At 67.2% G+C, this 25961-nt stretch carries 22 protein-coding genes; 7 read left to right on the plus strand and 15 right to left on the minus strand.

Annotation, left to right across the window (positions count from 1 at the left end; translation table 11 throughout):
* Genes ACSQ89_RS06465 through ACSQ89_RS06475 form a run of 3 tightly spaced genes read left to right on the plus strand, consistent with a single transcriptional unit; the run spans nucleotide 1 to nucleotide 3354 of the window.
* Nucleotides 1-1614: a gamma-glutamyltransferase family protein gene (locus ACSQ89_RS06465; RefSeq protein WP_436293869.1), complete on the plus strand. Its 1614-nt coding sequence runs from the start codon at nucleotides 1-3 to the stop codon at nucleotides 1612-1614.
* 5 nt (nucleotides 1615-1619) lie between these two features.
* On the plus strand, nucleotides 1620-2543 hold the full coding sequence (locus ACSQ89_RS06470) for a DMT family transporter (RefSeq protein WP_093108958.1): 924 nt from the start codon (nucleotides 1620-1622) through the stop codon (nucleotides 2541-2543).
* Nucleotides 2544-2562: 19 nt separating this feature from the next.
* Complete coding sequence (locus tag ACSQ89_RS06475; RefSeq protein ID WP_093108957.1) at nucleotides 2563-3354, plus strand: SDR family oxidoreductase; 792 nt, start codon at nucleotides 2563-2565, stop codon at nucleotides 3352-3354.
* Nucleotides 3355-3376: 22 nt separating this feature from the next.
* Here ACSQ89_RS06475 and ACSQ89_RS06480 read toward each other — a convergent pair whose 3' ends face one another.
* Genes ACSQ89_RS06480 through ACSQ89_RS06490 form a run of 3 tightly spaced genes read right to left on the minus strand, consistent with a single transcriptional unit; the run spans nucleotide 3377 to nucleotide 7297 of the window.
* Entirely contained in the window at nucleotides 3377-4840 is a 1464-nt protein-coding gene (locus ACSQ89_RS06480; RefSeq protein WP_436293868.1) for a DHA2 family efflux MFS transporter permease subunit, read from the minus strand.
* Nucleotide 4841: 1 nt separating this feature from the next.
* A complete protein-coding gene (locus ACSQ89_RS06485; protein ID WP_436296147.1) occupies nucleotides 4842-5825 on the minus strand; it encodes a tripartite tricarboxylate transporter substrate-binding protein in 984 nt (327 codons plus the stop codon).
* A gap of 59 nt (nucleotides 5826-5884) precedes the next feature.
* Nucleotides 5885-7297, minus strand: coding sequence for an amidase (locus tag ACSQ89_RS06490; protein WP_436293866.1), 1413 nt, complete (start codon nucleotides 7295-7297; stop codon nucleotides 5885-5887).
* 56 nt (nucleotides 7298-7353) lie between these two features.
* Between ACSQ89_RS06490 and ACSQ89_RS06495 the strand changes: the two genes are divergently transcribed.
* Entirely contained in the window at nucleotides 7354-8298 is a 945-nt protein-coding gene (locus tag ACSQ89_RS06495) for a LysR family transcriptional regulator (RefSeq protein WP_436293865.1), read from the plus strand.
* Here the strand turns inward: ACSQ89_RS06495 and asd are convergent.
* Complete coding sequence (asd, locus tag ACSQ89_RS06500) at nucleotides 8290-9156, minus strand: archaetidylserine decarboxylase (protein WP_436293864.1); 867 nt, start codon at nucleotides 9154-9156, stop codon at nucleotides 8290-8292. The genes ACSQ89_RS06495 and asd overlap by 9 nt on opposite strands.
* Before the next feature lie 53 nt (nucleotides 9157-9209).
* Between asd and ACSQ89_RS06505 the strand changes: the two genes are divergently transcribed.
* Nucleotides 9210-10868 (plus strand): aminotransferase class III-fold pyridoxal phosphate-dependent enzyme, encoded by a 1659-nt coding sequence (locus tag ACSQ89_RS06505; protein ID WP_436293863.1) that lies wholly within the window; start codon nucleotides 9210-9212, stop codon nucleotides 10866-10868.
* 23 nt (nucleotides 10869-10891) lie between these two features.
* Here ACSQ89_RS06505 and ACSQ89_RS06510 read toward each other — a convergent pair whose 3' ends face one another.
* Nucleotides 10892-11485 (minus strand): hypothetical protein, encoded by a 594-nt coding sequence (locus tag ACSQ89_RS06510; RefSeq protein WP_436293862.1) that lies wholly within the window; start codon nucleotides 11483-11485, stop codon nucleotides 10892-10894.
* A gap of 126 nt (nucleotides 11486-11611) precedes the next feature.
* On the opposite strand from ACSQ89_RS06510, the gene ACSQ89_RS06515 reads away from it, so the two are divergent.
* Complete coding sequence (locus ACSQ89_RS06515; RefSeq protein ID WP_436296148.1) at nucleotides 11612-12853, plus strand: glycosyltransferase family 4 protein; 1242 nt, start codon at nucleotides 11612-11614, stop codon at nucleotides 12851-12853.
* 1 nt (nucleotide 12854) lies between these two features.
* Here the strand turns inward: ACSQ89_RS06515 and lplT are convergent, their stop codons facing one another.
* A complete protein-coding gene (gene lplT, locus ACSQ89_RS06520; RefSeq protein ID WP_436293860.1) occupies nucleotides 12855-14114 on the minus strand; it encodes a lysophospholipid transporter LplT in 1260 nt (419 codons plus the stop codon).
* Nucleotides 14115-14210: 96 nt separating this feature from the next.
* Here lplT and ACSQ89_RS06525 point away from each other — a divergent pair, with 96 nt between their 5' ends.
* Nucleotides 14211-15194 carry a quinone oxidoreductase family protein gene (locus ACSQ89_RS06525; RefSeq protein WP_093108951.1) on the plus strand — a complete coding sequence of 328 codons (984 nt, stop codon included), beginning with the start codon at nucleotides 14211-14213 and terminating at the stop codon, nucleotides 15192-15194.
* Nucleotides 15195-15197: 3 nt separating this feature from the next.
* Here the strand turns inward: ACSQ89_RS06525 and ACSQ89_RS06530 are convergent, their stop codons facing one another.
* The 9 genes from ACSQ89_RS06530 to ileS form a co-directional block, all read right to left on the minus strand.
* A complete protein-coding gene (locus tag ACSQ89_RS06530; protein WP_436293859.1) occupies nucleotides 15198-16856 on the minus strand; it encodes a Na/Pi cotransporter family protein in 1659 nt (552 codons plus the stop codon).
* 37 nt (nucleotides 16857-16893) lie between these two features.
* On the minus strand, nucleotides 16894-17715 hold the full coding sequence (locus ACSQ89_RS06535) for a phosphodiesterase (protein WP_436293858.1): 822 nt from the start codon (nucleotides 17713-17715) through the stop codon (nucleotides 16894-16896).
* Nucleotides 17712-18770: an ABC transporter ATP-binding protein gene (locus ACSQ89_RS06540; protein ID WP_436293857.1), complete on the minus strand. Its 1059-nt coding sequence runs from the start codon at nucleotides 18768-18770 to the stop codon at nucleotides 17712-17714. The genes ACSQ89_RS06535 and ACSQ89_RS06540 overlap by 4 nt, the downstream gene beginning before the upstream one ends.
* On the minus strand, nucleotides 18760-19557 hold the full coding sequence (locus ACSQ89_RS06545) for an ABC transporter permease (RefSeq protein WP_093108947.1): 798 nt from the start codon (nucleotides 19555-19557) through the stop codon (nucleotides 18760-18762). Before ACSQ89_RS06545 ends, ACSQ89_RS06540 begins: the two co-directional genes overlap by 11 nt.
* Nucleotides 19558-19564: 7 nt before the next feature.
* Complete coding sequence (locus ACSQ89_RS06550; RefSeq protein ID WP_093109081.1) at nucleotides 19565-20371, minus strand: ABC transporter permease; 807 nt, start codon at nucleotides 20369-20371, stop codon at nucleotides 19565-19567.
* A complete protein-coding gene (locus tag ACSQ89_RS06555; protein WP_436293856.1) occupies nucleotides 20368-21378 on the minus strand; it encodes an ABC transporter substrate-binding protein in 1011 nt (336 codons plus the stop codon). The genes ACSQ89_RS06550 and ACSQ89_RS06555 overlap by 4 nt, the downstream gene beginning before the upstream one ends.
* Before the next feature lie 32 nt (nucleotides 21379-21410).
* Nucleotides 21411-22406 (minus strand): LacI family DNA-binding transcriptional regulator, encoded by a 996-nt coding sequence (locus ACSQ89_RS06560; protein ID WP_436293855.1) that lies wholly within the window; start codon nucleotides 22404-22406, stop codon nucleotides 21411-21413.
* Nucleotides 22407-22512: 106 nt separating this feature from the next.
* The gene (lspA, locus tag ACSQ89_RS06565; RefSeq protein ID WP_170855667.1) at nucleotides 22513-23013 is read right to left on the minus strand and encodes a signal peptidase II; all 501 of its coding nucleotides are present in this window, start codon (nucleotides 23011-23013) and stop codon (nucleotides 22513-22515) included.
* Nucleotides 23013-25850: an isoleucine--tRNA ligase gene (gene ileS, locus ACSQ89_RS06570; protein WP_436293854.1), complete on the minus strand. Its 2838-nt coding sequence runs from the start codon at nucleotides 25848-25850 to the stop codon at nucleotides 23013-23015. The genes lspA and ileS overlap by 1 nt, the downstream gene beginning before the upstream one ends.
* Between the last annotated feature and the right edge of the window lie 111 nt (nucleotides 25851-25961).

Raw genomic sequence — 25961 nt, forward strand, 5'->3', positions numbered from 1 at the left:
ATGAAATTCGACTACGCCAATCCCTATCCCTCGATCCGCATCCCCGTCTTCGCACGCAACGTCGTCTCGACTTCGCATCCATTGGCCGCGCAAGCGGGCCTTCGCATCCTCCAGCAGGGCGGCAATGCAGCCGACGCGGCCATCGCGACGGCTGCGGTGATGACCCTGGTCGAACCGGTCAGCAACGGCCTGGGCAGCGATGCCTTCTGCATCCTGTGGGACGGCGAGAAGCTGCATGGGCTCAATGCCTCCGGCTCGGCGCCGCAGGCCTGGACGCCCGAGTACTTCCGCCGCAAGTACGGTGCCGATGCCGCGACGCCACCGCAGCGCGGCATCGACTCGGTGACGGTGCCGGGCGCGGTCGGCGGCTGGGTCGCGTTGTCCGAACGCTTCGGCAAGCTGCCCTTCGAAGACCTGATGGCGCCGGCCATCGAGATCGCCGAGCGCGGCTACCTGATGCCGCCGGTGGTGCAGCAGAAGTGGGCCGCGGCCACGCCGATCCTGCAATCGCAGCCGGGTTTCGCGCAGGCCTTCCTGCCATGGGGCCGTGCGCCCGAGGTCGGCGAGCTGTTCCGCTTTCCAGCCGCGGCGCGCGCCCTGAAGGCCATCGCCGCGACCAGGGGCGATGCCTTCTACAGCGGCGAGATCGCCGAGGCGTTGGGCAAATTCTCGAACGCCAACGGCGGCAGCCTCAAGGTGCGCGATCTCGCCAACTGGAAGCCCGAGTGGGTCGAGCCGATCTCGCAGAACTACCGCAAGCACACGCTGCACGAGATCCCGCCCAATGGGCAAGGCATCGCGGCGCTGATTGCGCTCGGCATCCTCGAGCACTTCGACATGGCATCGATTCCGGTCGATTCGGTCGCTTCGCAGCACCTGCAGATCGAGGCCATGAAGCTGGCCTTTGCGGACACCTACCGCTACGTCTCGGACCCATCGTCGATGGAGGTGACGCCCTTGCAAATGCTCGATGGCACCTACCTCGCCTCGCGTGCCAAACTCATCGACGTGAACAAGGCGCAGGACTTCAAGGCGGGCAACCCGGTCAAGGGCGGCACCATCTACCTCACCGCCGCCGACGAGCGCGGAATGATGGTGAGCTTCATCCAGAGCAACTACATGGGCTTCGGCTCCGGCTGCGTGGAGCCCGAATTCGGCATCAGCCTGCAGAACCGCGGCCACGGTTTCAGCCTCGATGCCAAGAGTCCCAACGTGGTGGCGCCTGGCAAGCGGCCTTTCCACACCATCATTCCGGCCTTCCTCACGAAGGACGCTCAGCCCGTGATGAGCTTCGGCGTGATGGGCGGCAACATGCAGCCGCAGGGCCACATGCAGACACTGGTGCGCATGCTGGACTACGGCCAGAACCCGCAGGCCGCCTGCGATGCGCCGCGCTGGCGCTTCAACAGCGGGCTCGAGATCAACGTCGAGGCCGCCATGAATCCGGCGACGGTGCGCGGCCTCGCGGAGCTCGGCCACAAGGTCGACGTGATCAACGACTCCTACCAGGACTTCGGCGCCGGCCAGTTCATCTGCCGCGCGGGCGATCCGGCGGTCGAAGGCTACGTGGCCGCGAGCGATCCGCGCCGCGACGGCCTGGCGGCGGGGTTCTGAGATCGATGTCTGCGGTTCAGGCCACGCCCGGGCAGCTCGCGCACAGGAGCATCGGACCCGGCCTGGCCCTCGCCACCGCTGGCGCGATCGCGTTCAGCGGCAAGGCGATCATCGTCAAGCTCGCGTACCGCTACGGCGTCGATGCGGTCACGCTGATCATGCTGCGCATGCTGTTCGCGCTGCCGCTGTTCGCGCTCATGGCCTGGTGGGCCGGGCGCGGCAAGGCGGCGCTGACGCGGCGCGACTGGCTGGGCGTGTTCGGTCTCGGCTTTTCGGGCTACTACCTCTCGAGCTTCCTGGACTTCGCGGGCCTGGCCTACATCACGGCCAGCCTGGAGCGGCTGATCCTGTACCTCAACCCCACGCTGGTGCTGCTGTTCGGCTGGATCGCCTACCGCAGGCGCATCACGCGCTGGCAGGTGGCGGGCATGGCCGTCAGCTACGCCGGCGTGCTGCTGGTGTTCGGCCACGAGGTGCAACTGGGCCAGAGCGCGGCCGCAGCCTGGGGCACGCTGCTGGTGTTCCTGAGCGCGGTGAGCTATGCCGTCTACCTCGTCGCCAGCGGCGAGTTCGTCAAGCGCCTCGGGTCGCTGCGGCTGGTGGGGCTCGCGACCAGCGTGGCCTGCGTGCTGTGCATCGCGCAGTTCGTCCTGCTGCGGCCGATCAGCGCGGCCCTGCAGGTGGCGCCCGAGGTGATCTGGTTGTCGGTGCTCAATGCCACGCTGTGCACCGCATTGCCGGTGCTGGCGGTGATGATGGCCATCGAGCGCATCGGCCCCGCGATGGCAGCGCAAACGGGTATGGTCGGGCCCATGTCGACCATCCTGATGGGCGTGCTGATCCTCGGCGAGCCCTTCACCGCGTGGATCGCGGCCGGGACCGTCCTGGTGATCGCCGGCATTTTTGTCTTCACTCGAACCGGGCGCTGAAGGCCCGAAGGAAACGACCATGGATTTTGGAATTGCAGGCAAGACCGCGCTGGTGTGCGGTGCGAGCAAGGGCCTCGGCTACGGCTGCGCGGAAGCGCTGGTGCGCGAGGGTGTGAACGTGGTGATCGTCGCGCGCGGCGCCGAGGCGCTGGAGGTCGCGGCGAAGAAGCTGCAGGCGCTGGCGGGCGGGCCCAAGCCTTTCGTCAAACATGTCGCGGCCGACATCACGAGCGCCGAAGGCCGCGCCGCGGTGTTCGCGCTACACAAGGATTTCGACATCGTGGTCACCAACGCCGGCGGCCCCCCGCCCGGCGATTTCCGCGACTGGGACCGCGAGGCCTGGATCAAGGCGGTCGACGCCAACATGCTGACGCCGATCGAGCTGATCAAGGCCACGGTCGACGGCATGGCCGCGCGCGGTTTCGGGCGCATCGTCAACATCACCTCGAGCTCGGTGAAGGCGCCGATCGACATCCTCGGCCTCTCCAACGGCGCACGCAGCGGCCTCACCGGCTTCGTCGCCGGCGTCGCGCGCACGGCCGTAGCGGCGAAGGGCGTGACCATCAACAACCTGCTGCCGGGCTCCTTCGACACCGACCGGCTCAAGGGAACCATGGCCGGCGCGGCGAAGAAGTCCGGCCAGGACCTGGACACCGTCATGGAAAGCCGCAAGAAGAACATCCCGGCGCGGCGCTTCGGTACGCCGGAGGAGTTCGGCGCCATCTGCGCCTTCCTCTGCAGCGCGCAGGCGGGCTACCTGACGGGGCAGAACGTGCTGGCCGACGGCGGGGCCTATCCGGGGACCTACTGAGCCGCGGGCACGGTCGTCGGCGTCAGCGCACAGCTCTGTTTCTACGCTGTATCGCGAGAGAAAGCAGGACGCCAAGCGCACAACACGCGCTCAGGGTTCCAAGCGCCCAATGGCATCCCTGCGTAAAGCTGGCAAGATCGGCGTCGCTCAAATGACCCAGGGAGCCGCCATATGCGGCGCGCTGCGCCAGTGGGGGCAACGGTGCAGTCGCGATGCTCAGCGTCAAGGCCGTGCCGATCACAAACCCCGCGTTTTGCAGAGTGGAACGCACGCCGTTGGCGATGCCGCGGCGCTCCGTGCCCACACTGCGCAGGATGGCAGTGTTGTTGGGCGTGACGAAGATTCCAATGCCGACACCGAACAGAAGCAGACTCGCACCGAGCTTCGCTCCGTCGACATCGGGGCTCAGGAAAAAAATCAGCCCGGCAAGACCGCAAGCGGCGAGCAACATCCCCGCCGTGCACAGATGTTCGGCGGCAATGCGACGGGTGAGCGCGCCGGCAACGGGTGCGGCCAACAACATTCCCAAAGCGACCGGCGCAATGCGGATTCCCGCGCCCAGCGAATCCAAACCGCCGGCTACCTGCATGAACAATGCAACGAGCACCACGGGTGCCGCTTGGGCCACGGACAGCAAGAGCACGCAAACATAAGCCACCGCGCGCGAAGGATCTGCAAAGAGGCCAGGATCAACCAGGGGCTGTGTCCGGGTCATCTGCGTCACAACAAAGGCCGCGAGTGCAACGGCCCCCACCACCGCGCCAATGCATACCCCAGGACTCAGCCAGCCATGAGGGCCGCCCATCGACAGCGCATACACCACGCCACCCAGTCCCGCGAAGGACAGCAGCGCGCCGATGCCATCGAACCGTTCGACGCTGGGTGCCGACATGAATGGCAGTGCGCACCACGACCATACGAGCGCTCCAACGCCCAGTGGGACATTGAGCAGGAATATCGCGCGCCAACCCCATACGGCTGCCACTGCGCCTCCGATGAGGGGTCCCAGAACCTGTGCGAGCGCCGCGACCATCGCCAGGATCCCCAATGCCAAGCCCAGCCTGCCGCCGCCAAACGCGTCACTCACGAGGGCGCTGGTGTTGGCAAACACCGCCGCTGCGCCAACCGCCTGCAATACCCTGAACATGAGCAAGACCGGCGCCGTGGCCGACCACGCGCAGCCTGCGCTGGCAAGCACAAAGATCGCCAATCCTGCAAGGTAGAGCCGACGCCGCCCCCAGATGTCTGCCAGGCGCCCGAAACTCAAGATGCAGATCGTGCTGACCAGCATGTAAGACAACAAGATCCAACTCGCCTGCGCTGGCGTGGCCTCCAGGCTCCCGGCCACAAGTGGCAGAGCCACGCTCAACGCACTGGCATTGACGAAACAAAGCGCCGCGCCCAGGCATGCGCTCAGGAGCACCGGCCACCCTGCAAGCTTGCGGGGCGATGACAGCGAGGGCGGGCGGACCGTTGCTTGCAACACCTCAGTCCTCGCTCTTGAAGCCGGATGCTGCGACCACCGGACGCCAGAACGCCCGCTCCGTGCGCATCGTGTTCTGCAGTTCCGCGCCCGGCAATCCGCTGGCCTCCAGTCCGAGGCGATCCAGCTGTTCTCGCACTTGCGGCACCTTCATGGCGGCGATCATGGCCTGCTCAAGCCGCGCGACGACTTCCTTGGGTGTGCCGGCTGGCGCGTAGGCCCCATAGGAAGCATTCGCGTGATCGAATGCGGTGATACCCGATTCGTTCAGCGTGGGAACGTCAGGCAGCCATTTCAGGCGGGTCTTGCCCGACACGGCAAGAATGCGCAGCTTGCCGGCGCGGTGCAGCTCCAATTGGCTGGCGAGCGCGTCCGTGCCGATCGGGACGTGTCCGCCGACGATGTCGGCGGCCAAGGGCGCCCCGCCTTTGTAGCTGACCGCAGCAAGGGGCGCATCGACGGCCTTGGCCAGCATCAAGATGCTGAAATGCAGCGCGCCGCCGAGGGATGTCAGGCCGAATCCAGTCTGCGTGGGGTTCTGCTTGACCCACGCAACATATTCCTTGACGGTGCGGTAGGGTTGTTGCGCGCCGGCCGACACCACCGTCGATGCATACGCGAGGTGGGCCACCGGAATGAAGTCCTTGTCCACGTTGTAGTTCAAGCGGCTGTACGTCATTGGAAAGATGACAAACGGCGGCGTCGATCCGAGCAGGATGGTTCTGCCGTCCGGCCGCGAATTCTTCACCGCCTCGATCGAAATGCGCGTGGAGGCTCCGGGGCGGTTCTCCACCAGCACCGGTTCCTGCAGGGACACCCTCATCTGTTCAGCCACGGCACGCGCCAGCGTGTCCAGCGCGCCGCCTGGCGGGAAGCCCACGATCAGCCGCATCGGCGCTGCGGGCGCGGTGCTGGTCTCGGCGACCGTCGCAGTGGAAATCAGGGCGAGCGTCGCGCTGAACAGGACAGAGTTCAAAAGCTTGGTCATTGGAGGCTTTCGGGAGGGAGGGAAAGACGACCGGCAAGGCGCAGGCAAGCACCTGCACATCAGCAAAAAGCCAACTCGGGCGTGAACGTCTCGTGCGCCTGCGATGCTTCGAAGAGAGCCGCCACGCGCAGCAAGGCCGCGTCCTGACGAAAGCGGCCCACGATCTGCAAGCCGATCGGCAGTCCAGCGGAATCGACACCGCACGGCAGACTGATGGCCGGATGCCCGGTCAGGTTGAAGGGCATGGTCCAGGGAAACCAGTTCGCCCGCACCTCCGGAACAACATTCCCGTCGATGTTCATGGAGCCGAAGAGGTCCTGATCGATCGGCAGTGCCGTACAGGAAAGCGTGGGCATGACCAGGAAATCGCTGCGCGCCAGCAATTCCTGGACGTGCCGAAAAAGCTCGGTGCGGGCGAACATCGCGTGCTGGTATTCGACCCCATCGACATCCTTCGCCAAGGCGAGTTGCTGCAAGAGCGAAGGGCTGAGCTTGTCGCCGTGCGCCGCGGCCAGCGGTGCAAAGCGGCCCCGCCAGCTGGTGTGGTTGATCACCCGCCACAGCGGCTCGATATCGAAGCCCTGGCCGGACATTTCCTCCAGCTCGGCGCCCAAGTCACGCAGGCTGCCCAGCGCCCGTTCGAATGCGCTGCTGACGTCGCGGGCAATCGGACGCCCCTTCGGCGCTGCACAGAACAGGAGGCGAAGACCTTTCAGGTCTCCATCGTGGCGCAGCACATCGTGGTAGGGGGTGACGGGCATCCCGATCGACCAGGGATCGGATCCATGTTCGCCGGCCATGGCCTGCAGCATGAGTGCCGTGTCGGCCACGTTGCGGGTGGTTGGAGTCACATAGGTGTAGTTGGCGAAGGCGTCTTGAACCTGGCTGTGCGGAACAACACCCTGGCTCTGCTTCAGACCCACGACACCGTTGCAAGCGGCCGGAATGCGCGTCGATCCGCCGCCGTCGGTGGCCACGGCCAACGGCGCAATACCCGCTGCCATGGCCACCGCCGCACCCCCGCTCGATCCGCCGCTGGTGCGCGTGACATCCCACGCGTTGCAGGTTCGCCCGAACAGCGGGGCGTCTGTCAGGCACTTGGCGCCGAATTCGGAAGTGGTCGTCTTGCCGATCAGGATCGCGCCCTGCCGGCGCAAGCGTGCCACTGCTTCCGCATCGTGGTCGGGCACATGATCCTGGTACAGCACAGAGCCGAAGGTGGTACGGACGCCTCGCGTGTTGACCAGGTCCTTCACCGTCAAGGACACGCCGTGCAGTGCGCCGAGCGCCTCGCCACGCATCACGGCCGCCTCTGCCGCCTTCGCCGCGCGCAGCGCTTCGTCGTGACAGATGGTGATGAAGCAGTTGAGCCGTGGCTGGAGCGCATCGGCTCGCGCGAGGACGGCCTCGGTGATCTCGACCGGCGACAGCTCGCGCCGCGCCACCCGGGCGCGTACCTCGGTGGCCGACATCTCGCACAACTCTTGAAAGGGGGGCTTGCCTGAAGACTGCATTCGCAAATCTTTTCATGACCAGTTCCCGCGGGTCCAATACTGTTTTACAAGAAATGCATATGAATCTAGTATGGGTCATGGACCTGAGAAGCTTGCGCTATTTCGTTGCTGTCGCAGAAGAGAAGAGCGTGGGAAAGGCGGCGCGGCGTCTGAACATGGCGCAGCCTCCGCTTTCGGTCCACATTCGAAATCTGGAGCAGGCGCTGGGTACGCCGTTGTTCAGGCGCGCGTCGCGCGGCATGGAGATCACCGATGCCGGAAGCGCACTTCTGTCGCGGGCCCGGGAGGCCCTGCTGCTGGCGCACGAGGGTTTCGAAGCGGCACGCGCCGTCGGTTCCGGCCATCGAGGGCGCCTGACGATCGGCACCATGTTTGCCCTGTCCTATCTCGTGCTTCCCAGGCTCGCTCCCGAACTCAAACGACGGCTCCCCGATGTCGAGGTCCACTACATGGAGTTGAGCGCAACGACAAGCACATCAGCCATCACCAACCTCGAGGCGACGGTCGCGCTGTGCATGCCATCCATCGCTCGCGAAGGTATTGCCTCGGAGCGGATCGGCACACAACCGCTGATGCTGGCAGTCAGCGCGCGGTCGGCCCTGGCGCGCATGTCGACCGTCCCCATCGAGCGCCTGGCAGGCCTGCCATTGATCGGCTTGCCGGCACTGGAGGAAGGTGTCGACAAATCCGTGGTGGCGTCCATGCTGCGCAGAAACAATGTCACGATGCACATCGCGCATCGGGTAGAGACAGTGAACTCGGCGCTCGCGCTGGTGATGGCCGGTGAGGGATGCGCAATACTCCCGGCCTGCGCGCAAATCGGCCGACCACCTGGTGTTGTGTTCAGGCGCTTCCGCAACGTTCGGGACGCCCTGGAGGTTGCCGTTTGCTGGCGGCGCGATCTCGACAATCCGCTGATCGAGCCCTTCCTCGCGTGTGCTCGTGCTGCGCTAGGCTGATTTCATCAACGCCTGCCCCATCCGGATCGGTGTGTCGGTCTCGATGCCCTTGGCCAGCGTGAAGCCCTTGGGGGCGAAGACGATGATGGTCGAGCCGTGCTCGAACCAGCCCATCTCCTCGCCCTTGCGATAGTCGGCCTCGCAGTCGGTGCGCTTCGGCCCGCGGTAGCGCAGGTTCAGCAGCACGTCCAGGCAGTGCAGGCGCAGGCTGGCCACCAGGATCGCCGCCACCGGCACCATCGCGATGCGATGGCCGCCGGCATGCAGGCGCGCCTCGATCAGTGCGCGCTCGTTGCGGCAGAACAAGCGCTCGATGCGCTTGAGCGCGATCGGGTTGACGTTCCAGGTGTCGCCCGACAGATAGGTGACGCGCTCGACCCGGCTGTCGTGCGGCGCGTGGAAGCGGTGGTACATGCTCGAGGTCAGCCTGAGCGTCGCATAGCAGCCGTCGCGAAACGGTTCGACCGCGCGCGCATCGCCGAACAGTTCCGCGACCGAGTACGGAAAGCCCTTGGCCTGGAACACCTCGATGCCGTTCACCGCACCGCAGGCGCCGACGATGGCGTCGCAAGGGCTCGCCAGCACCGAGGGGTCGGGATCGACGGCACGGGACCCCGGCTCGAGCTCGCGGATGAAGCAGTCGTGCAGGCTGTCGAAGCGGGTTTTCTTCGCGTCGCTCAGGTCGAGGTCGGCGAACAGGCGCCAGACCGCGATCGAGGCGTCGCGCACCCATGGATGGCGCAGCTTGCTGAACCAGCCCATGAAGCGCGTCAACAGGATGCGTGGCACGCGGTTGGTGAGCAGGAAGTTCAGGTCTTCCTGCTGCAGCAGGGCATCGCGGAGTCTTCGGATTTTCATCGGGCCGTCAAGAAGCTGTTGTAGACAGGGAGGTCCTGTCCGACTTCGAATCCATGAACGAAACATTCCTTTTGTCCGCCGTGGCGCTGGCTGCGGGCGCCGCCATGCTGCCGCTCGGCCTGCGCCGCCTCGAACTCTCCCGCGCCAAGCATCCTTCGCTCACCGGCCACTCGCGCATGGCCAAGCGCATCGCGGGGCTGCTGCCGGGCTATGCCTACGATGCCGACCGCTTCTTCGTCTCGGACGGCGCACCCGCGGAAGTGATCGAACGGCGGCGCGCCGGCCTGGCGGCGCTGGCGGCCCTGTACCGCACGCGCTATGCACGTTCGCTCGCGGCGACGGCCGAGGCGCGGCCCGGATTGCCGGACCTGCAGTTCACCGGCGCCTACCGCGTGCCCTTCCAGTACAGCCCCTATCTGCGCGAGCACCTGCAGGTCGGCGCCTTCCTCCAGGCCTCGCACGGCGTCACGATCGAAGACCTGGACGGCAACGTCTTCTACGACCTCACCGGGTCCTACGGCGTCAACGTCTTCGGCTACGACTTCTACAAGGAGTGCATCGCCGAAGGCGCCTCGCTCGTGCAGGCGCTCGGGCCCGTGCTCGGCGCCTACCACCCTTGCGTGAGTTCGAACGTGCAGCGCCTGCGCGAAATCTCCGGCCTCGACGCGGTGTCCTTCCACATGTCGGGCACCGAGGCGGTGATGCAGGCGGTCCGGCTGGCCCGCTACCACACCCGCCGCACCCACCTGGTTCGCTTCTGCGGCGCCTACCACGGCTGGTGGGACGATGTGCAGCCCGGCCTCGGCAACCCGATGCCGCCGCGCGAGACCTACACGCTGCGCGAGATGGACGATCGCGCGCTGCGCGTGCTGCGCAAGCGCAGCGACATCGCCTGCGTGCTCGTCAATCCGCTGCAGGCGCTGCACCCGAACGCCGGCGCGCCGAGCGATTCGTCGCTGGTGGACAGCGGCCGGCGCGCCGGCTTCGACCGGGCCACTTACGTCGACTGGCTCAAGGCCTTGCGCAAGGTGTGCACCGAGCGCGGCATCGTGCTGATCTTCGACGAGGTCTTCGTCGGCTTCCGGCTCGCGCGCGGCGGCGCGCAGGAATACTTCGGCGTGCGCGCCGACATGGTGACCTACGGCAAGACGCTCGGCGGCGGGCTGCCGGTCGGCGCGGTCTGCGGCCGCGGCGATCTGATGAAGCGCTTCCGCGAAGACCGTCCGGCCGACATCTGCTTCGCGCGCGGCACCTTCAACTCGCATCCTTATGTGATGGGCGCGATGCATGCCTTCCTGGACCGGCTCGAACGGCCCGAGGTGCGCGCGCTCTACGATGGAATCGACGAGCGCTGGAACGGGCGCGCCCAGTTGCTCAACGCGCGCCTGCAGGAGGCGGGCGTGCCGGTGCAGGTGGCGAACCTGTCGTCGATCTGGACGGTGTTCTATACCCGTCCTTCGCGCTACAACTGGATGTTGCAGTACTACCTGCGCGCCGAGGGGCTGGCGCTGAGCTGGGTCGGCACCGGCCGGCTGATCTTCAGCCTCAACTACTCGGACGCCGACTTCGATGCGGTCGTGCAGCGCTTCATGGCGGCCGCGCGCGCGATGCAGGCCGACGGCTGGTGGTGGGACGATGGCGGCCTGACCAACAAGTCGATCAAGCGCGAAATCTTGCGCGAGATGCTCGCGCATCGCTGGCAGAGGCAGTAGTCGCGAGGGCGCGGGCGCGCGCCTCACGCCTTCTGTTCGATCAGCTCGCCGCGCAGCAGATGCAGCGGCGCGCGATGGTAGAGCTTGATGTCGTGGAAGGGGTCGGTCAGGATCTTGGTCATCCACACCAGGCCGGTGCGGACATCCTTGAGCCAGAAGAGGTGGAAGGTCCGGAACAGCAGGCCGCCGGCACCGAGCGCCAGCCACACCATGCCGAGCTGCCGCACATAGCCCTCAAAACCGCTGCCCGGCGCCATCAGCTCGAACACCGTGGGGTCGAGCCACAGCAGCACCGGCGCCGCCGCCCACAGCCCCATCAGCACCACCTTGCGCCGCAGGTTGTAGCCGACCTTGATCTCTTCCTTGTGCTCGTGGGTCGCCTGGTTGACGTGGTCGTAGCCCTTGGGCTCGAAGAAGAAGTGGCCGGCCTGGCGGCTGGTCATCGACACCAGCCAGCCGATGAGCGCCGCGGCCACCGGATCGACGAAGAGCAGCGCGTAGGCGATCACGAAACTGACTGCGCTCACCAGGTGCAGCGACTGGTTGATGCGGCTGTGGTGGTAGTAGCGGTGGTCGTCCCAACGCTGGATCTCGAGGGCGCGGAAGAAGTCTTTCAAGTTTTCTCCTGTGGAGCGCCGATGGCGGATAAGCGCGGCGCGTGACGGAATGGTGACGAGCGTGCGTGAAATCTCGGTGACGCTGCTGTCACGCCGATGTTGCAATCGATCGGCAGCATGCCGCGCATGGCCTCTTCGCTCTCACCCATTGTGGTCGACGACATGCCGGCAGCGCAACGGTCGCTGCGCATCGCGCTCGTCACCGAGACCTATCCGCCGGAAGTGAACGGCGTGGCGCTGACCCTGCAGCGCATCGTCGAGGGGCTGCATGCGCATCACCACGACATCCAGCTGGTGCGACCGCGCCAGACCGTGGAGGACATGGCTTTGCGCGCCGATCGCTTCCACGAGGTGCTGATGCGCGGCTTCCCGATTCCGCGCTATCCGGAGATGAAGATGGGCGTGCCCTCGAAGAAGGCACTGGTTTCGTTGTGGAGCCGGCGGCGGCCCGACCTGGTCTACATCGCCACCGAAGGGCCGCTGGGCTGGTCGGCGCTGCAGGCTGCCGCCGTATTGAAGTTGCCGGTGTGCTCCGATTTCCGGACCAACTTCCACGCCTACAGCCGGCACTACGGCATCGGCTGGCTGCAACGGCCCATCATGGGCTATCTGCGCAAGTTCCATAACCGCACCGCCTTCACCATGGTGCCGAGCGAGCGGCTGCGCGTGGAGCTGGCGACGAACGGCTTTCAGCGGCTGGTGCTGGTGTCGCGCGGCGTCGACACGGCGCTTTTCGATCCGGCGCGACGCAGCGAGGAATTGCGTCGCGCATGGGGCGTCGAGCCCGGCACCGTCGTGGTCCTCTACGTGGGGCGTCTGGCGCCGGAGAAGAACCTCGGTGCGCTGGCCTCCGCCTTTTTCGCGATGCGCCGGGCGCATCCGGCGACGCGGCTCGTCGTCGTCGGCGACGGGCCTGCCAGGCACACGCTCGTTTCGGCGATCCCCGATGCGATCTTCGCGGGAACGCGCTACGGTGAGGATCTCGCCGCGCACTATGCGTCGGCCGATGCCTTTCTCTTTCCCAGCATGACCGAGACCTTCGGCAACGTGACGCTCGAGGCCTTGGCCAGCGGGCTGCCCGTGCTGGCTTACGACTATGCCGCGGCGGGGCAGCTGATTCGAAGCGACGAGAACGGCTTGCTGGCGCGGCTCGGCGACGAGCCCGAGTTCATTCGCCAGGCCGTGCGGCTTGCCGCCGAACGCGAGCACGCGCTGCGCATGGCGCTGAACGCCCGCCAGACCGCGAACGAGCTGGGCTGGGAACGCATCGTCACGCAGGTCGAGTCAGTGTTCTCCGCGACGCTGGCTGCCGGCTCCGAGCCGCGCGCAGCCGGTGCGGCGGGCCGCGCCGTGGCGGGCGCGATGTAGCTCAGGTCTCGGGCACGGCGACCGGCGGCGGCCTGCTGCTCTCCATCCGCATCAGCAGTGCGATCGCCGCGGCGATCATCAGGCCGAAGCCCCACATCAGCGGCACGATGGGAACATCGATCGCGAGCAGCGCGGCGTAGCCGGCCAGCATCAGCAGGATGCTCAAGTTCTCGTTGAAGCCCTGCACAGCGATCGACCGGCCGGCGCTCAGCAGCACATGGCCGCGGTGCTGCAATAGCGCGTTCAACGGCACGACCAGCACGCCGCCCACCGTGCCGGCGAGCACCAGCAAAGGCACCGCGACCGCCAGCGACGAGGCGGAAGCGATCGCCGGCATCAGGAGGCCGAGCACCACGCCCGCTGGCAGCACGCGCTTGGCCTGATCGAGGCTCACGTACCGTCCCGCGAGGGTGGCGCCCGCGATGACGCCGATCGCCACTGCGGCCTGAAGATAGGCGGCGTGCTCCAGGCTCAGTTGCATGACGTCCGCGGCCCAGCGCAGCACCACGAACTGCAAGGTTGCACCTGCGCCCCAGAAAATCGTCGTGACCGCGAGCGACAAGCCACCGTCGCGGTCGCGCCACAGCGTGCGGTTGCCGCGCTCGAAGTCGCGCACCAGTGCGACCGCGTGGATGCGGCTGGCAGGGTAGCGCGCGCCGCTGTCCGGCACGCCCAGGTTCAGCAGTCCGGACAGCACGTAGATGAAGAAAATCGCAACGATCGAGAGCGTCAGCGTCGTCGCGGAAGACCCCGGCACGCTGGCAGCCAGCCAGGCCTGAAGCGTCAGGCTGGCGCCCGACGAACGAACCAGGTCGGCCACCAGCAGCCCTCCGAACATGGTTCCCAGCAGCGCCGCGCAGATGACGGAGACCTCGATCCATCCGTTGGCCGCGACCAGCTGGCGCGGGCCGACGATCTCGGTGACGAGGCCGTACTTGGCCGGCGCGTACGCCGCCGCGCCGAAGCCGATCACCGCGAAGGCCGCGAAAGGGTGCAAGCCGGCGAACAACATCGCGACGCCGATCATCTTGACCGCATTCATCAGGCTCATGAGCCGGGCCTTCGGCATCGCATCGGCCAGCGGCCCGATCAGCGGCGCGAGAAAGACATATGACAGGGTGAAGGCGAACTTGAGCAGCGGCGACCACCAGCCGGGCAGGCCGCGCGCTTCCAAGAGCGCGATCGTCACGATCAGTACGGCGTTGTCCGCCAGCGCCGAAACCGCTTGCGCGGCGATCAGCAGGTGGAATCTAGGCGACATCGACGCCGATGGTCACGAGGCCGTGTGACGCCGGTGTGAACCGGCCCCAAGCTGTCTAACATATGTCACTTTCGCCACAGCCGATTCAGGAAACATATGAGCAAAGCCGTCCGCATCGACCGCCCCGGCGGTCCCGAGGAACTGAAGATCGTCGACGTCGAGGTCGGTGAGCCCGGCCCGGGAGAGATCCGTATCCGCCACCATGCCGTGGGCCTCAACTTCATCGACACCTACCAGCGCAGCGGCCTCTACCCCTTCGCGATGCCGCTGCAGCTCGGCATGGAAGCCGCGGGCGTGGTCGAGGCGGCGGGCGAGGGCGTCACGCACCTGAAGCCCGGCGACCGCGCCGCCTACGCGAGCCAGCCGCCCGGCGCCTACAGCGAGCTGCGCGTGATGCCGGCCAAGTGCGTGTGCAAGCTGCCAGATGCGATCTCCTTCGAGACCGGCGCCGCGATGATGCTCAAGGGCCTGACGGCGCAGTACCTGCTCAAGAAGACGCTGCCGGTCGAGGGGTTGCAGCCGGGCGACTTCATCGTGTTCCATGCGGCTGCGGGCGGCGTGGGCCTGATCGCCTGCCAGTGGGCCAAGGCGCTCGGCCTGCAGCTCATCGGCACCGCCGGCACCGATGCCAAGTGCCAGCTGGCGCTGGCGAACGGCGCCGCGCACGCGATCAACTACAGCACCGAGAACTTCGCCGAGCGCGTCAAGCAGATCACCGGCGGCAAGGGCGTGAAGGTGGTCTACGACTCGGTCGGCAAGGACACCTTCGAGGGCTCGCTCAACTGCCTGCGCCCCTTCGGCCTGCTCGCCATCTTCGGCAACGGCTCGGGGCCGGTGCCGCCGGTCAACATCGGCACGCTCGCGTCCAAGGGCTCGCTCTACCTGACGCGGCCGACGCTGTTCACGCACATCGCGACGCGCGAGAGCACGCAGGCGATGGCCGACGACCTGTTCGCGGCGGTGGTCAGTGGTGCGGTGAAGATTCCGATCGATCAGCGCTATGCGTTGGCCGACGTGCAGCAGGCGCATCGTGATCTCGAGGCGCGCAAGACCACGGGCTGCACGATCCTGACGCTCTGAGCCTTATTCCAATGCGCTGAGGCGCGATTCGCGCAGCCGGCTCGGCGCCAGCGCGCCAGCCGAATCGAGGATCGGGTAGGCGATCGAGCAGATGTGGGAGTTGATGCGCTTCAGGTCGCTGATCAGGTCGATGTGCAGCGAGCTGGTCTCGATGCTCGACGCGGTCTGCTCCGAGAGGCGGCCGAGGTGCGTGGTGGCGTAGGCGCGCTCCAGATCGCGGAAGCGCGCCTTCTCTTCGAGCAGCTTCTGGGCGTCGCGCACGCTGCCGTTCAGGAACACGCTCATGCTGAGCCGCAGGTTCGCGACCAGCCGTTCGTGCAGTTCCACGATCTCGCGCATGCCGGCGTCCGAGAAGTTGCGCTGCTTCTTGATCTTCTTGTCCTCGATGTCGATGATCACGCGCTCGATGATGTCGCCGATCTGCTCCATGTTGATGGTGAAGCTGATGATGTCGGTCCAGCGCCGGCTCTCCTCTTCGCCCAGCGCCTCGCGCGAGATCTTGGTCATGTAGTACTTGATGGCCGAGTACAGCTGGTCGACGGTGTCGTCGAGCTTGCGCAACTCGGCGGCCAGGCGCAGGTCGTTGTCGCGAATCACCTTGAGCATGCCGATCAGCATGGTCTCGACGATGTCGGCCTGGTGCAGCGCCTCGCGTGCGGCATTGGATATCGCGAGCGAGGGCGTGGACAGCGCCGAGGGGTCGAGGTGGTGCGGCCGCTGCATGGCCGCGGGTTCCGCCAACGCGGGAAGCAGCCGCGTCACCAGCTTCGCGACCCCGGCCGTGAGCCCGATGAAGCCGATGCTGAAGACCACATTGAAAGCCAGGTGGAAGAGCACCACCAGCTGCGTCGCATCGCTGATGTAGGGCCTGACCTCGCGCAGGTACAGGCCCACGAAGGGCGTCGCGATCGCCACGCCCAGCAGCTTGAAGACCAGGTTGCCGACCGTGACCTGCCGCACCGGGATCGCCGACTTCGCGGTGGTCAGCACCGCGAGCAAGCCGCTGCCGAGGTTGGCGCCGAGCACCAGGCCGAGCGCGACATCGAGCGGCACCACGTTCGAGCTGGCCATGGCCGCGACCAGCAGCACCACCGCCAGGCTGGAATAGGCGGCGATCGCGAGCGCAGCGCCGATCGTGATCTCGAGCAGCACGTCGCTGCTGAGCGAGGCCAGCAGCGCCAGCACCGGCGGCGAAGAGAACAGCGGCCCGGTGGCCTCCACCACCAGCTGCAGGGCCAGCAGCATGAGGCCGAGGCCGATCAGCACCCGCCCGATGCGGCCCGCTGCGGTCGATGCGCGCGTGATGAAGAGCACCACGCCGACGAAGATGAAAAGCGGCGACAGCCACGAAAGATCGGCCGAGAACAGCACCGACATCAGCGCCGTGCCGACATCGGCGCCGCGCATCACCGCGAGCGCGGCCGGCAGCGTGACCAGGCCCTGCCCGACGAAGGAGGAAGTCATCAGCGAGGTGGCGGTGCTCGACTGCACCAGCGCCGTCACGCCGATGCCCGAGAGCGCCGCCGTGAAGCGGTTGCGCATGCTGTGCACCAGGATCTTGCGCAGATTGGCGCCGAAGACGCGCAGCACGCCGGTGCGAACGAGATGGGTACCCCATACCAGCAGCGCGACCGCTGCCAGCAGATTCAACAGATGCTTCATGGAAGCGGAGGACTATACGCCGCACCTCCGGCCCGCCTCAGTCGATCAGCGCGCCGTTGTCGTGAAAGGGATACGGGCCTTCGAAGGTGCCGCTCGGCACGAGATGGGTCACCAGACGCTCGCCGGCCCAGGCATGGACTCGAAAGCCGGGCGGCTCCAGCATCCAGGCCGAAGACGCATCCGGCGCCAGGTCGAGCGCGACCTGGTGCGCCGGGGACGGCGCCGTGGAGGCGATGCTGCCGCCGAAGCGCACGTCGATGGCGCGGTGCAGGTGGCCGCAGATGACGCGTTCGACCTTGGGATGCCTCGCGATCAGGGCTTCGAGCGCTTCGGCGCCCTCCAGCAGGCCGATCTCGTCCATATGGCCGATCAGCGTCTCGAAGGGTGGATGGTGCATCGCGACCACCACGGGCTCGCCGCGGTAGAGATCGAGCTGCGTTTCGAGCCAGGCCAGCCGCTGTTCGCAAAGGGTGCCATGGCTCTGGCCCGGCACGCAGGTGTCGAGCGCGAGCAGGCGCAGGTCGCCGATCTTCACCGCGAACTGGACAAAGCCCTCGGTGCCCAAGTAGGCGTGGCCGGGAAAGCTGCGGCGCAACTGTTCGCGGTCGTCGTGGTTGCCGGGCATCAGGTAGACCGGCATCGAAAGCGGCGCCAGCAATTCTTCGAGATGGGCGTATTCGGCCGCGCGGCCGAAGTCGCTCAGGTCGCCGGTGATCACCACCGCGTCGGGCTGCTGCTTCAAGCGCAGGATGGATTGCACCGCGCGCTGCAGATAGGGGGCAGTGTCGAGCCGGCCGTAGGCGAGGCGGCCCGGTTCGCGGATGTGCAGGTCGCTCAGTTGAACGAGAAAGGTGGTCATGCGAGCTCCTGGGAGGTCATGAGGCGGGCGGGATCGATTCGGATGCCGACGCTGTCGCCCGGGCGGAAAGCGATGTCGCGGCCGACATTGGCGACGAGCAGCGGCTGTCCCTCCGCGCGCAACTTGAGTTGTACGCGGTCGCCGAGAAAGGTGCGTTGCTCGACCCGGGCTGCACCCCAGCCGCTTTGGGGCACGCCGACCTCCAGGTCTTCGGGCCGGATGAGCAGCGTCGTGTGCGTCGTCCATGCGCTCGGGCAAGCAAAGGCCGCGCCGCCCAGACGCAGCACACCCTCGGCGACCGCGTCGGGCGCGCGCTCCAGCCGGTTCACGCGGCCCAGGAACTCGGCCACGAAGGGATGCTGCGGCGCGCGGTAGAGCTCCTCGCCGCGGCCGATCTGCACGATGCGGCCGGCGCTCATCACGGCCAGCCGGTCGGCGATCGCCATCGCTTCCTGCTGGTCGTGCGTGACATGGATGGCGGTGATGTGCAGCCTGCGCAGCAGCTCGGCCAGTTCGTCGCGCAACGATTCCTTGAGCTTGGCATCGAGCGCCGCCAGCGGCTCGTCGAGCAGCAGCACGCGCGGGCGCACAGCCACCGCGCGGGCCAGCGCCACGCGCTGGCGCTGGCCGCCGGAGAGCTCGGCGGGCCGCTTCTTCTCCAGGCCACCGAGCCGCGTGAGATCGACCAGCTCGCCGACGAGGCGCCGCTCTTCGGCCGGCGCCACGCCGCGGATGCGCAGGCCATAGCCGATGTTGGCTTCCACCGTCATCTGGGGGAAGAGCGCGTAGCTCTGGAACACCATGCCGACGCCGCGCTGCTCCACCGGCCGGTCGGTCACGTCCTGCTCGCCGAAAACGATGCGGCTGCCTTCGTCGGGCGACTCGAGGCCGGCGATCAGGCGCAGCAGCGTGGTCTTGCCGCAGCCCGAGGGGCCGAGCAGCGCCAGCACCTCGCCGGGCTCGACATGCAGCGTGGTCGGCAGCAGGCCGCGCGTGCCGTCGGCATAGGTCTTCGCGCAGTTGGAAATATCGACGGGGATGCGCTCAAGTTCCATAGCGTCTTTGCACTTGATGGGCCAAGTATTGGAGGCCCCACAGGACCGGCAGGATGACGATGAAGAAGACCAGCGTGTAGGCCGAGCCGATTTCCAGTCGCATCGATGCATAGCTGTCGGCCAGGCCGACGGGCAGGGTGCGAGTCAGCGGCGTGTGCAGCATCCAGGTGAGGTTGAACTCGCCGACCGACAGGGTGAACACCATCAGGCTGCCGGCCACGATGGCCGGGAACACCGCGGGCACCAGCACGCCGAGAAAGCGCTGCCTGAAGTTCGCGCCCAGCGAGCGCGCGGCTTCTTCCAGCGCAAGCAGTTCGTCGCGCTGGAAGGCCGAGGACACGGTGCGCACCATGAAGGGCAGCGTGAACACGATGTGGCCCACCAGGATGAAGGCGAAGCTCTGGCGGAAGGCGGTGAGCTGGCCGTAGGCCAGGATCAGCGCCAGTGCCGTGGCGAGGCCGGGCACCGCCACCGGCAGCGTGATCAGTTCCTCGAAGGCGCGGGCGGCGCGCGTGCGGCTGCGCGCCAGCGCGTAAGCGCAGGGCACGCCCAGCAGCAGCGTGCCGATCACGCAGCCCAGGGCGAGCGCGATCGACCAGCCGACGGTGTTGCCGTAGACCTCCCAGACTTCGCCGAGCCAGCGCAGGGTCAGCCCGCTCTTGATGCCGGCGCTGTAGTTGTTGACCAGGCCGGCCATGATCGACAGCAGCATCGGCGCGATCATGAAGAGGCTCACGAGCACGGTGACGGTCAGCAGGAACGGAGCGGGTGTTGTGGTGGTGCGCATCGCCTGCCTAGCGTGTGGGGTCCGCGCCGAAATGCCGGGCCACGAAGAGAACGGCCCAGGTCACCAGGCCCAGCGCGATCGACAGCGAGGCCGCGAGCGCGAAGTTGGCGTAGTTGGTGAACTCGTTGTAGATCGTGATCGGGATCACCTCGAACTTGCTCGCGAGCGTGAACGCGGTGCCGAAGGCGCCCATCGAGGTGGCGAACAGGATCGCGCCGCAGGCCACCGTGGTCGGCGCGAGTTCCGGCAGCCAGACGTCGCGCACCACGCGCAGCCGCGAGGCGCCGAGCGAGCGCGCGGCTTCTTCCAGCTGCAGGTTCATGGCCTCGGCGGCCGCCGCGTAGGTGGCGATGGCGCGCGGCAGCGAGAAGTAGAGATAGGCGAGGAAGAGACCGAGCAGGCCGTAGGCGAAGGTGATGCGCTCCAGGCCGAAGGCCGCGCCCAGGTCGGCGACCAGCCCTTGGCGGCCGCCGAGCAGAATCACGAAGAAACCGATGATCACGCCCGGAAAGGACAAGGGCAGCGTCAGCAGCGACAGCAGCAGGCGCCGGCCCGGAAAGGCGCGGCGCGCCAGGTAGATGCCGACCGCGCTGCCGAGCACCAGCGTCGCCACCGTCACCGCCAGCGACAGTGCGACCGTGTTGAGCATGCTCGCCAGGTAGCGGCCGTCGGTCAGCACGGCGAAGTAGGTCTCCCAGCCTTTGGCCGCCGGCAACGCGAGCAGGCGCGCCACCGGCAGCAGCCAGAAGGCGAGGAAGAACACGGCCGCCGGCGCCAGGCAGGCCGGCAGCAGCCAACGCTGATGAATGTTCAGCGCACTTCCTTCAGATAGCGGTCGGAGAACGCGCGCTGGGCCTGCGCCATGCGGCCGTAGTCGACGGACTTGGCGCGTGCGTACTCGGCGGCCGGCAGGAACTGCGCCTCGACCTCCTTGGGCATCGCACCGGCGCGCACCGGCCGCAGGTAGGCCTTGGCCCAGAGCGCCTGGCCTTCGTCGGAGAGCACGAAGTCCAGCACCTTCTTGCCTTCGGCGGCATGCGGCGCGTTGGCGACCAGGCTCATCACGTAGGGCACCACCACCGTGCCTTCGCTCGGGATGACGAAGGCGACGTTGGCCTTGTCCTTGTACTTGGCGCGGTAGGCATTGAAGTCGTAGTCGAGCAGGATCGCGATCTCGCCGGACAGCACGCGCGCATAGGAGGTCTGCTTGGGCACGATGGGCTCGTTCTTCTGCAGCGCCTTGAAGTAGTCCATCGCCGGCGCGAAGTTGTCGAGCGAGCCGCCGCGCGCCTCGTTGATCGCGACCGCGCCCACATAGCCGACGAAGGCCGAGGCCGGATCGAGGTAGCCGATCAGGCCCTTGTACTCGGGCTTGAGCAGGTCGGCCCAGGACTTGGGCACCGGCTTGCCGCGCAGCGCGTCGACGTTGACCATGAAGCCGAGCGTGCCCGAGTGGATGGTGAACCACTGACCCGCCGGGTCCTTGAGGCCGTCGGGAATGTCTTGCCATGCGGCGGGCTTGTAGGCCTGGACCACGCCGTCCTTCTGCGCCTGGATCGCGAAGGTGACGCCTAGGTAGGTGACGTCGGCGACCGGGCTGGCCTTCTCGGCCACCAGCTGCGCGAGCGACTGGCCGGAATTCTTGTTGTCCGGCGGCACGGTGATGCCGGTCTTGGCCTTGATGGCGCGCAGCTGCGTGCCCCAGTCGGCCCATTCGGTCGGGCAGTTGTAGCAAATGGCGGTCTGCGCCATGGCCGAGCCGGCGGCGAGGCCGAGGGCCAGCAGCGCGGCGCGGGCGATGCGATGGAGAGGCAGTGACATGGGAGTTCCTTGATTGAGGAGGGACGGGTGGGTCAGGGGACTGGTGCGCAGGATTCACCGGCGCGAAACGCATGGGGCAGCACGAGGCTCGCGCCGGCGTTCGGGACCGTGCCGCCGGCCAGCGCCTGCACGAGCAGCTCGACGCTGTGGCGGCCGATGTCGCCGTTCGGCTGGGTCACGGTGCTGAGCGCCGGCGTCAGGTCCTCGCCGAGCGCGATGCCGTCGAAGCCGATCACGCTCAGGTCGCGCGGCACCTGCAGCCCGCTCAGATGGGCCGCGCGGATGCTGCGGATGGCCAGCAGGTCGTTGGAGCAGACGAGGGCGGTGGGCCGCGGCGCGGCTTCGAGAAAGCGCGTCAGTTCGTCGACGGCGGTTTCGATGAACGGCACTTCGACCAGTGCCGGCGGCTCGAGCCCGGCAGTCGCCATGCCCTGGAGAAAGCCGCGCCAGCGTTGTTGTGCGCGGTCCGATGCGGCCAGCGTGCCGCTGACCATGGCGATGCGGCGGTGCCCGAGCTCGACCAGGCGCGCGACGGCGCCCGCCACCGCGCGCTCGCTGTCCACCGAGATGCAGGGGTGCTCGGGGTGCCGGTTGTAGACCAGCACATAGGGAAGGCCGGCGCCGCGCAGCCGCTCGAGCGCCGCCGAGGTGGCCGGGTTGGAGACCACCAGGATCAGGCCGTCGACATTGCCGGCCAGGAGCAGATTGACCGCGCGCTGTTCCTCGTCGAGCTGGTAGCCGGTGGTGACCGGAATGATCGCGTAGCCGCCCGCGGCGGCGGCTCGGGCGATGCCCTGCAGGCATTCGGCGAAGACCGGATTCAGCAGCGTGGGCAGCACCACGCCGAGCACCCGGCTGCGCTGGGTGCGCAGTGTGCGGGCGCTCGAATTGGGCAGATAGCCGAGCTCGCCGGCGACGCGTTCGACGTGCTCGCGCGTGGCCGGCGTCACCTTGTCCGGGAAGTTGAAGACGCGCGAGACCGTGGCCACGGAGACCCCGGCTTTCTCGGCGACGGACTGGATGCTCATGGCGGCGTTGCTGTTATGTAATCGATTACATTTCAGCGCCGCAGTGTGACCCCGTCATGACAACGGGTGGCCAAGGGCAAACCCTTGGCGACTCAGGAAAGGTGGTTCAGCGCCCGCGCCGGACGCGCCGCAGTTCGTCGAGGATCAAACAGATCGCCCCGATGGTGATCGCGCTGTCCGCCACGTTGAAGGCCGGGAAATGCCGGCCCGCGAGATGGAAGTCGAGGAAGTCGACCACGTAGCCGTGCATCAGGCGGTCGATCACGTTGCCGATCGCACCGCCGAGGATCGCGGCCATGGCGAAGGAGAACAGTTTCTGCCCGGCATGCGACTTGAGCATCCAGACGATGAAGATGGCCGCAGCCACGCCGACGGCCGTGAAGAACCAGCGCTGCCAGCCTGCCGCATCCGCGAGGAAGGAGAAGGCGGCGCCGGTGTTGTGGGCGCGCACGATGTTGAAGAAGCTCGTGATGTAGGTGGCATCGCCGAGCTTGTAGTAGCCGAGGATCAGCGTCTTGGTGAACTGGTCGAGGATCAGGATCACCAGGGCCAAGCCGAGCCAGGGCCAGATGCCGGTGCGCGGCGCGGCGAGGGAGCGGGTGGCCATCAGGCGATGCTCCTGGCTTCGCCGGCACCGTAGAGGTTGCTGGTGCAGCGGCCGCAGATGGCCGGATGCGCTGGGTCGTGCCCGACGTCATCGCGCCAGTGCCAGCAGCGTTCGCATTTGGTGGCCGAACTCGCCGTCACCTGCGCCGACAGGTTGTCGCCGGCCGCCAGCTCGACGGCGGAGGTGATGAAGACGAACTTGAGGTCGTCGCCGAGCGAGGCCAGCAGCGCGTGGTCCTCGGCCGGCGCGACGAGCTTCACGTTGGCCTGCAGCGAGGAGCCGACCTGGCCGGCCGCGCGCACGGTTTCGATTTCCTTGTTGACGCTGTCGCGGATCTCGCGGATGCGGCTCCACCTGGCGAGCAGCGCCTCGTCGGGCGTGCCCAGGTCGCTGAAGACCTGGGTGAAGATCGACTCGCCGTTGCCGACGAACTTCCACGCCTCTTCGGCAGTGAAGCTCAGGAAGGGCGCCATCCAGCGCAGCATCGCCTGCGTGATGTGCCACAGCGCCGTCTGCGCGCTGCGCCGCGCGTGCGAGCCGGGCGCGGTGGTGTAGAGGCGGTCCTTCAGGATGTCGAGGTAGAAGGCGCCGAGGTCTTCCGAGCAATACACCTGCAGCTTGGCCACCACCGGGTGGAACTCGTAGACCTTGTAGTGCGCGAGCACCTCGGCCTGGAACTGCGCGGCGCGGCTCAAGGCATAGCGGTCGATCTCGAGCAGCTCGCCCCGCGGCACCGCGTCCTTCGCGATGTCGAAGTCGCTGGTGTTGGCGAGCAGGAAGCGCAGCGTGTTGCGGATGCGCCGGTAGGCGTCGACCACGCGCGCAAGGATCTTGTCGTCGCCCGCGATGTCGCCCGAATAGTCGCTGGCCGCGACCCAGAGCCGGATGATCTCGGCGCCGAGCTTCTTGTTGACTTCCTGCGGGTCGAGGCCGTTGCCGAGCGACTTGCTCATCTTGCGGCCCTGGCTGTCGATGGTGAAGCCGTGCGTCAGCAGGCCCTTGTAGGGCGCGCGGCCTTCGAGTGCGCAGGCGATCAAGAGCGACGAGTGGAACCAGCCGCGGTGCTGGTCGTGGCCTTCGAGGTAGAGGTCGGCTTCCGGGCCGGTCTGGTGGTGGACGTTCGGGTGCGTGCCGCGCAGCACGTGGAAGAAGGTCGAACCCGAGTCGAACCAGACCTCGAGGATGTCGGTGCTCTTGGTGTAGTGGGGCGCGTCGGCGGCGCCAAGGATCTCTTCGACCGTCACGCGGCTCCAGGCCTCGATGCCGCCTTTCTCGACGATGTCGGCCGCCTGGTCGAGGATCTCCATCGTGCGCGGATGCAGCTCGCCCGAGTCCTTGTGCAGGAAGAAGGGGATCGGCACGCCCCAGCTGCGCTGGCGGCTGATGCACCAGTCGGGCCGGTTGGCGATCATGTCGTGCAGGCGGGCCTTGCCATTCTCCGGGTAAAAGCTGGTCTCTTCGATCGCATCCAGTGCCATCTGGCGCAGGGTCTTGGGCGCCTTGTCCTTGGTGAACACGCCTTCGCCTTCGTCCATGCGGACGAACCACTGGGCCGCCGCGCGGTAGATCACTGGCGTCTTGTGGCGCCAGCAGTGCGGGTAGCTGTGGGTGATGGTCTCGGTCGTGAGCAGGCGGTTGGCATCGCGCAGCGTCTGGATGATGTGCGGCACGGCCTTCCAGATGTTCTGGCCGCCGAAGAGCGGGAAGTCGGGCGCGTAGCTGCCGTTGCCCTGCACCGGGTTCAGGATGTCGTCGTAGGCGACGCCGTGCGCGATGCAGGAGTTGAAGTCGTCCACGCCGTAGGCCGGCGAGGAGTGGACGATGCCGGTGCCGTCGTCGGCCGTCGCGTAGTCGGCCAGGTAGACCGGCGACAGGCGGCGGTAGCCGGCATCGACGTCGTAGAGCGGATGCTCGAACTCGAGGCCGCCGAGCTTCTCGCCCTTGGCGGTGGCCAGCACCTTGCCGTCGAGCGCATAGCGGTTCATGCACATCTCGACCAGCGAAGCGGCCAGCACCAGCAGGCCGCGCTCGGTATCGACCAGCGCGTAGTCGAGCTCGGGGTTCAGGTTGAGGGCCTGGTTGGCGGGGATGGTCCAGGCGGTGGTGGTCCAGATGACGACGAAAGCGTCCTTGGCGAGCGCCGGCAGGCCGAAGGCGGCCGCGAGCCTGGCCGGCTCGTGCGCCTTGAAGGCGACGTCGAGCGTCTGACTCTTCTTGTCGGCGTATTCGATCTCGAACTCGGCCAGCGAAGAGCCGCAGTCGAAGCACCAATAGACCGGCTTGAGCCCGCGGTAGACGAAGCCGCGCTCGATCACGCGCTTGAAGGCGCGCAGCTCGCCGGCCTCGTTGGGGAAGTCCATGGTCTTGTAGGGATGGTCCCATTCGCCCAGCACGCCCAGGCGCTGGAAGTCGCCCATCTGCTGCGCGATCTGCTCGGTCGCGTAGGCGCGGCTCTTGGCCTGCATCTCGTCGCGGCTCAGGTTGCGGCCGTACTTCTTTTCGATCGCGTTCTCGATCGGCAGGCCGTGGCAGTCCCAGCCGGGCACGTAGAGCGCGTCGTAGCCCTCGAGCTGGCGCGCCTTGGTGATCATGTCCTTCAGGATCTTGTTGACGGCGTGGCCCATGTGGATCTGGCCGTTGGCGTACGGCGGGCCGTCGTGCAGGATGAACTTGGGCGCGCCGTGGCGCGCGTCGCGCAGGCGGTGGTAGCGGCCTTCGTCGTTCCACTCTTTCACCCAGCCCGGTTCGCGCTTGGGCAGGTCGCCGCGCATCGGGAAGGGGGTGTCGGGCAAGTTCAGCGTGGCGCGGTAGTCGATGGAGGGTGCAACGTCAGACATGATGGAGTTCGAAACAGGGCTTCGACAGGCTCAGCCCGAACGGTTAGGCGTCGGCGCGAATAAAAAGCCGTTCGCCCTGAGCTTGTCGAAGGGCGGCAGCACGGTGCGTGC

It is taken from the genome of Variovorax sp. LjRoot175, assembly GCF_964253805.1.
Classification (GTDB): Bacteria; Pseudomonadota; Gammaproteobacteria; order Burkholderiales; family Burkholderiaceae_C; genus Variovorax.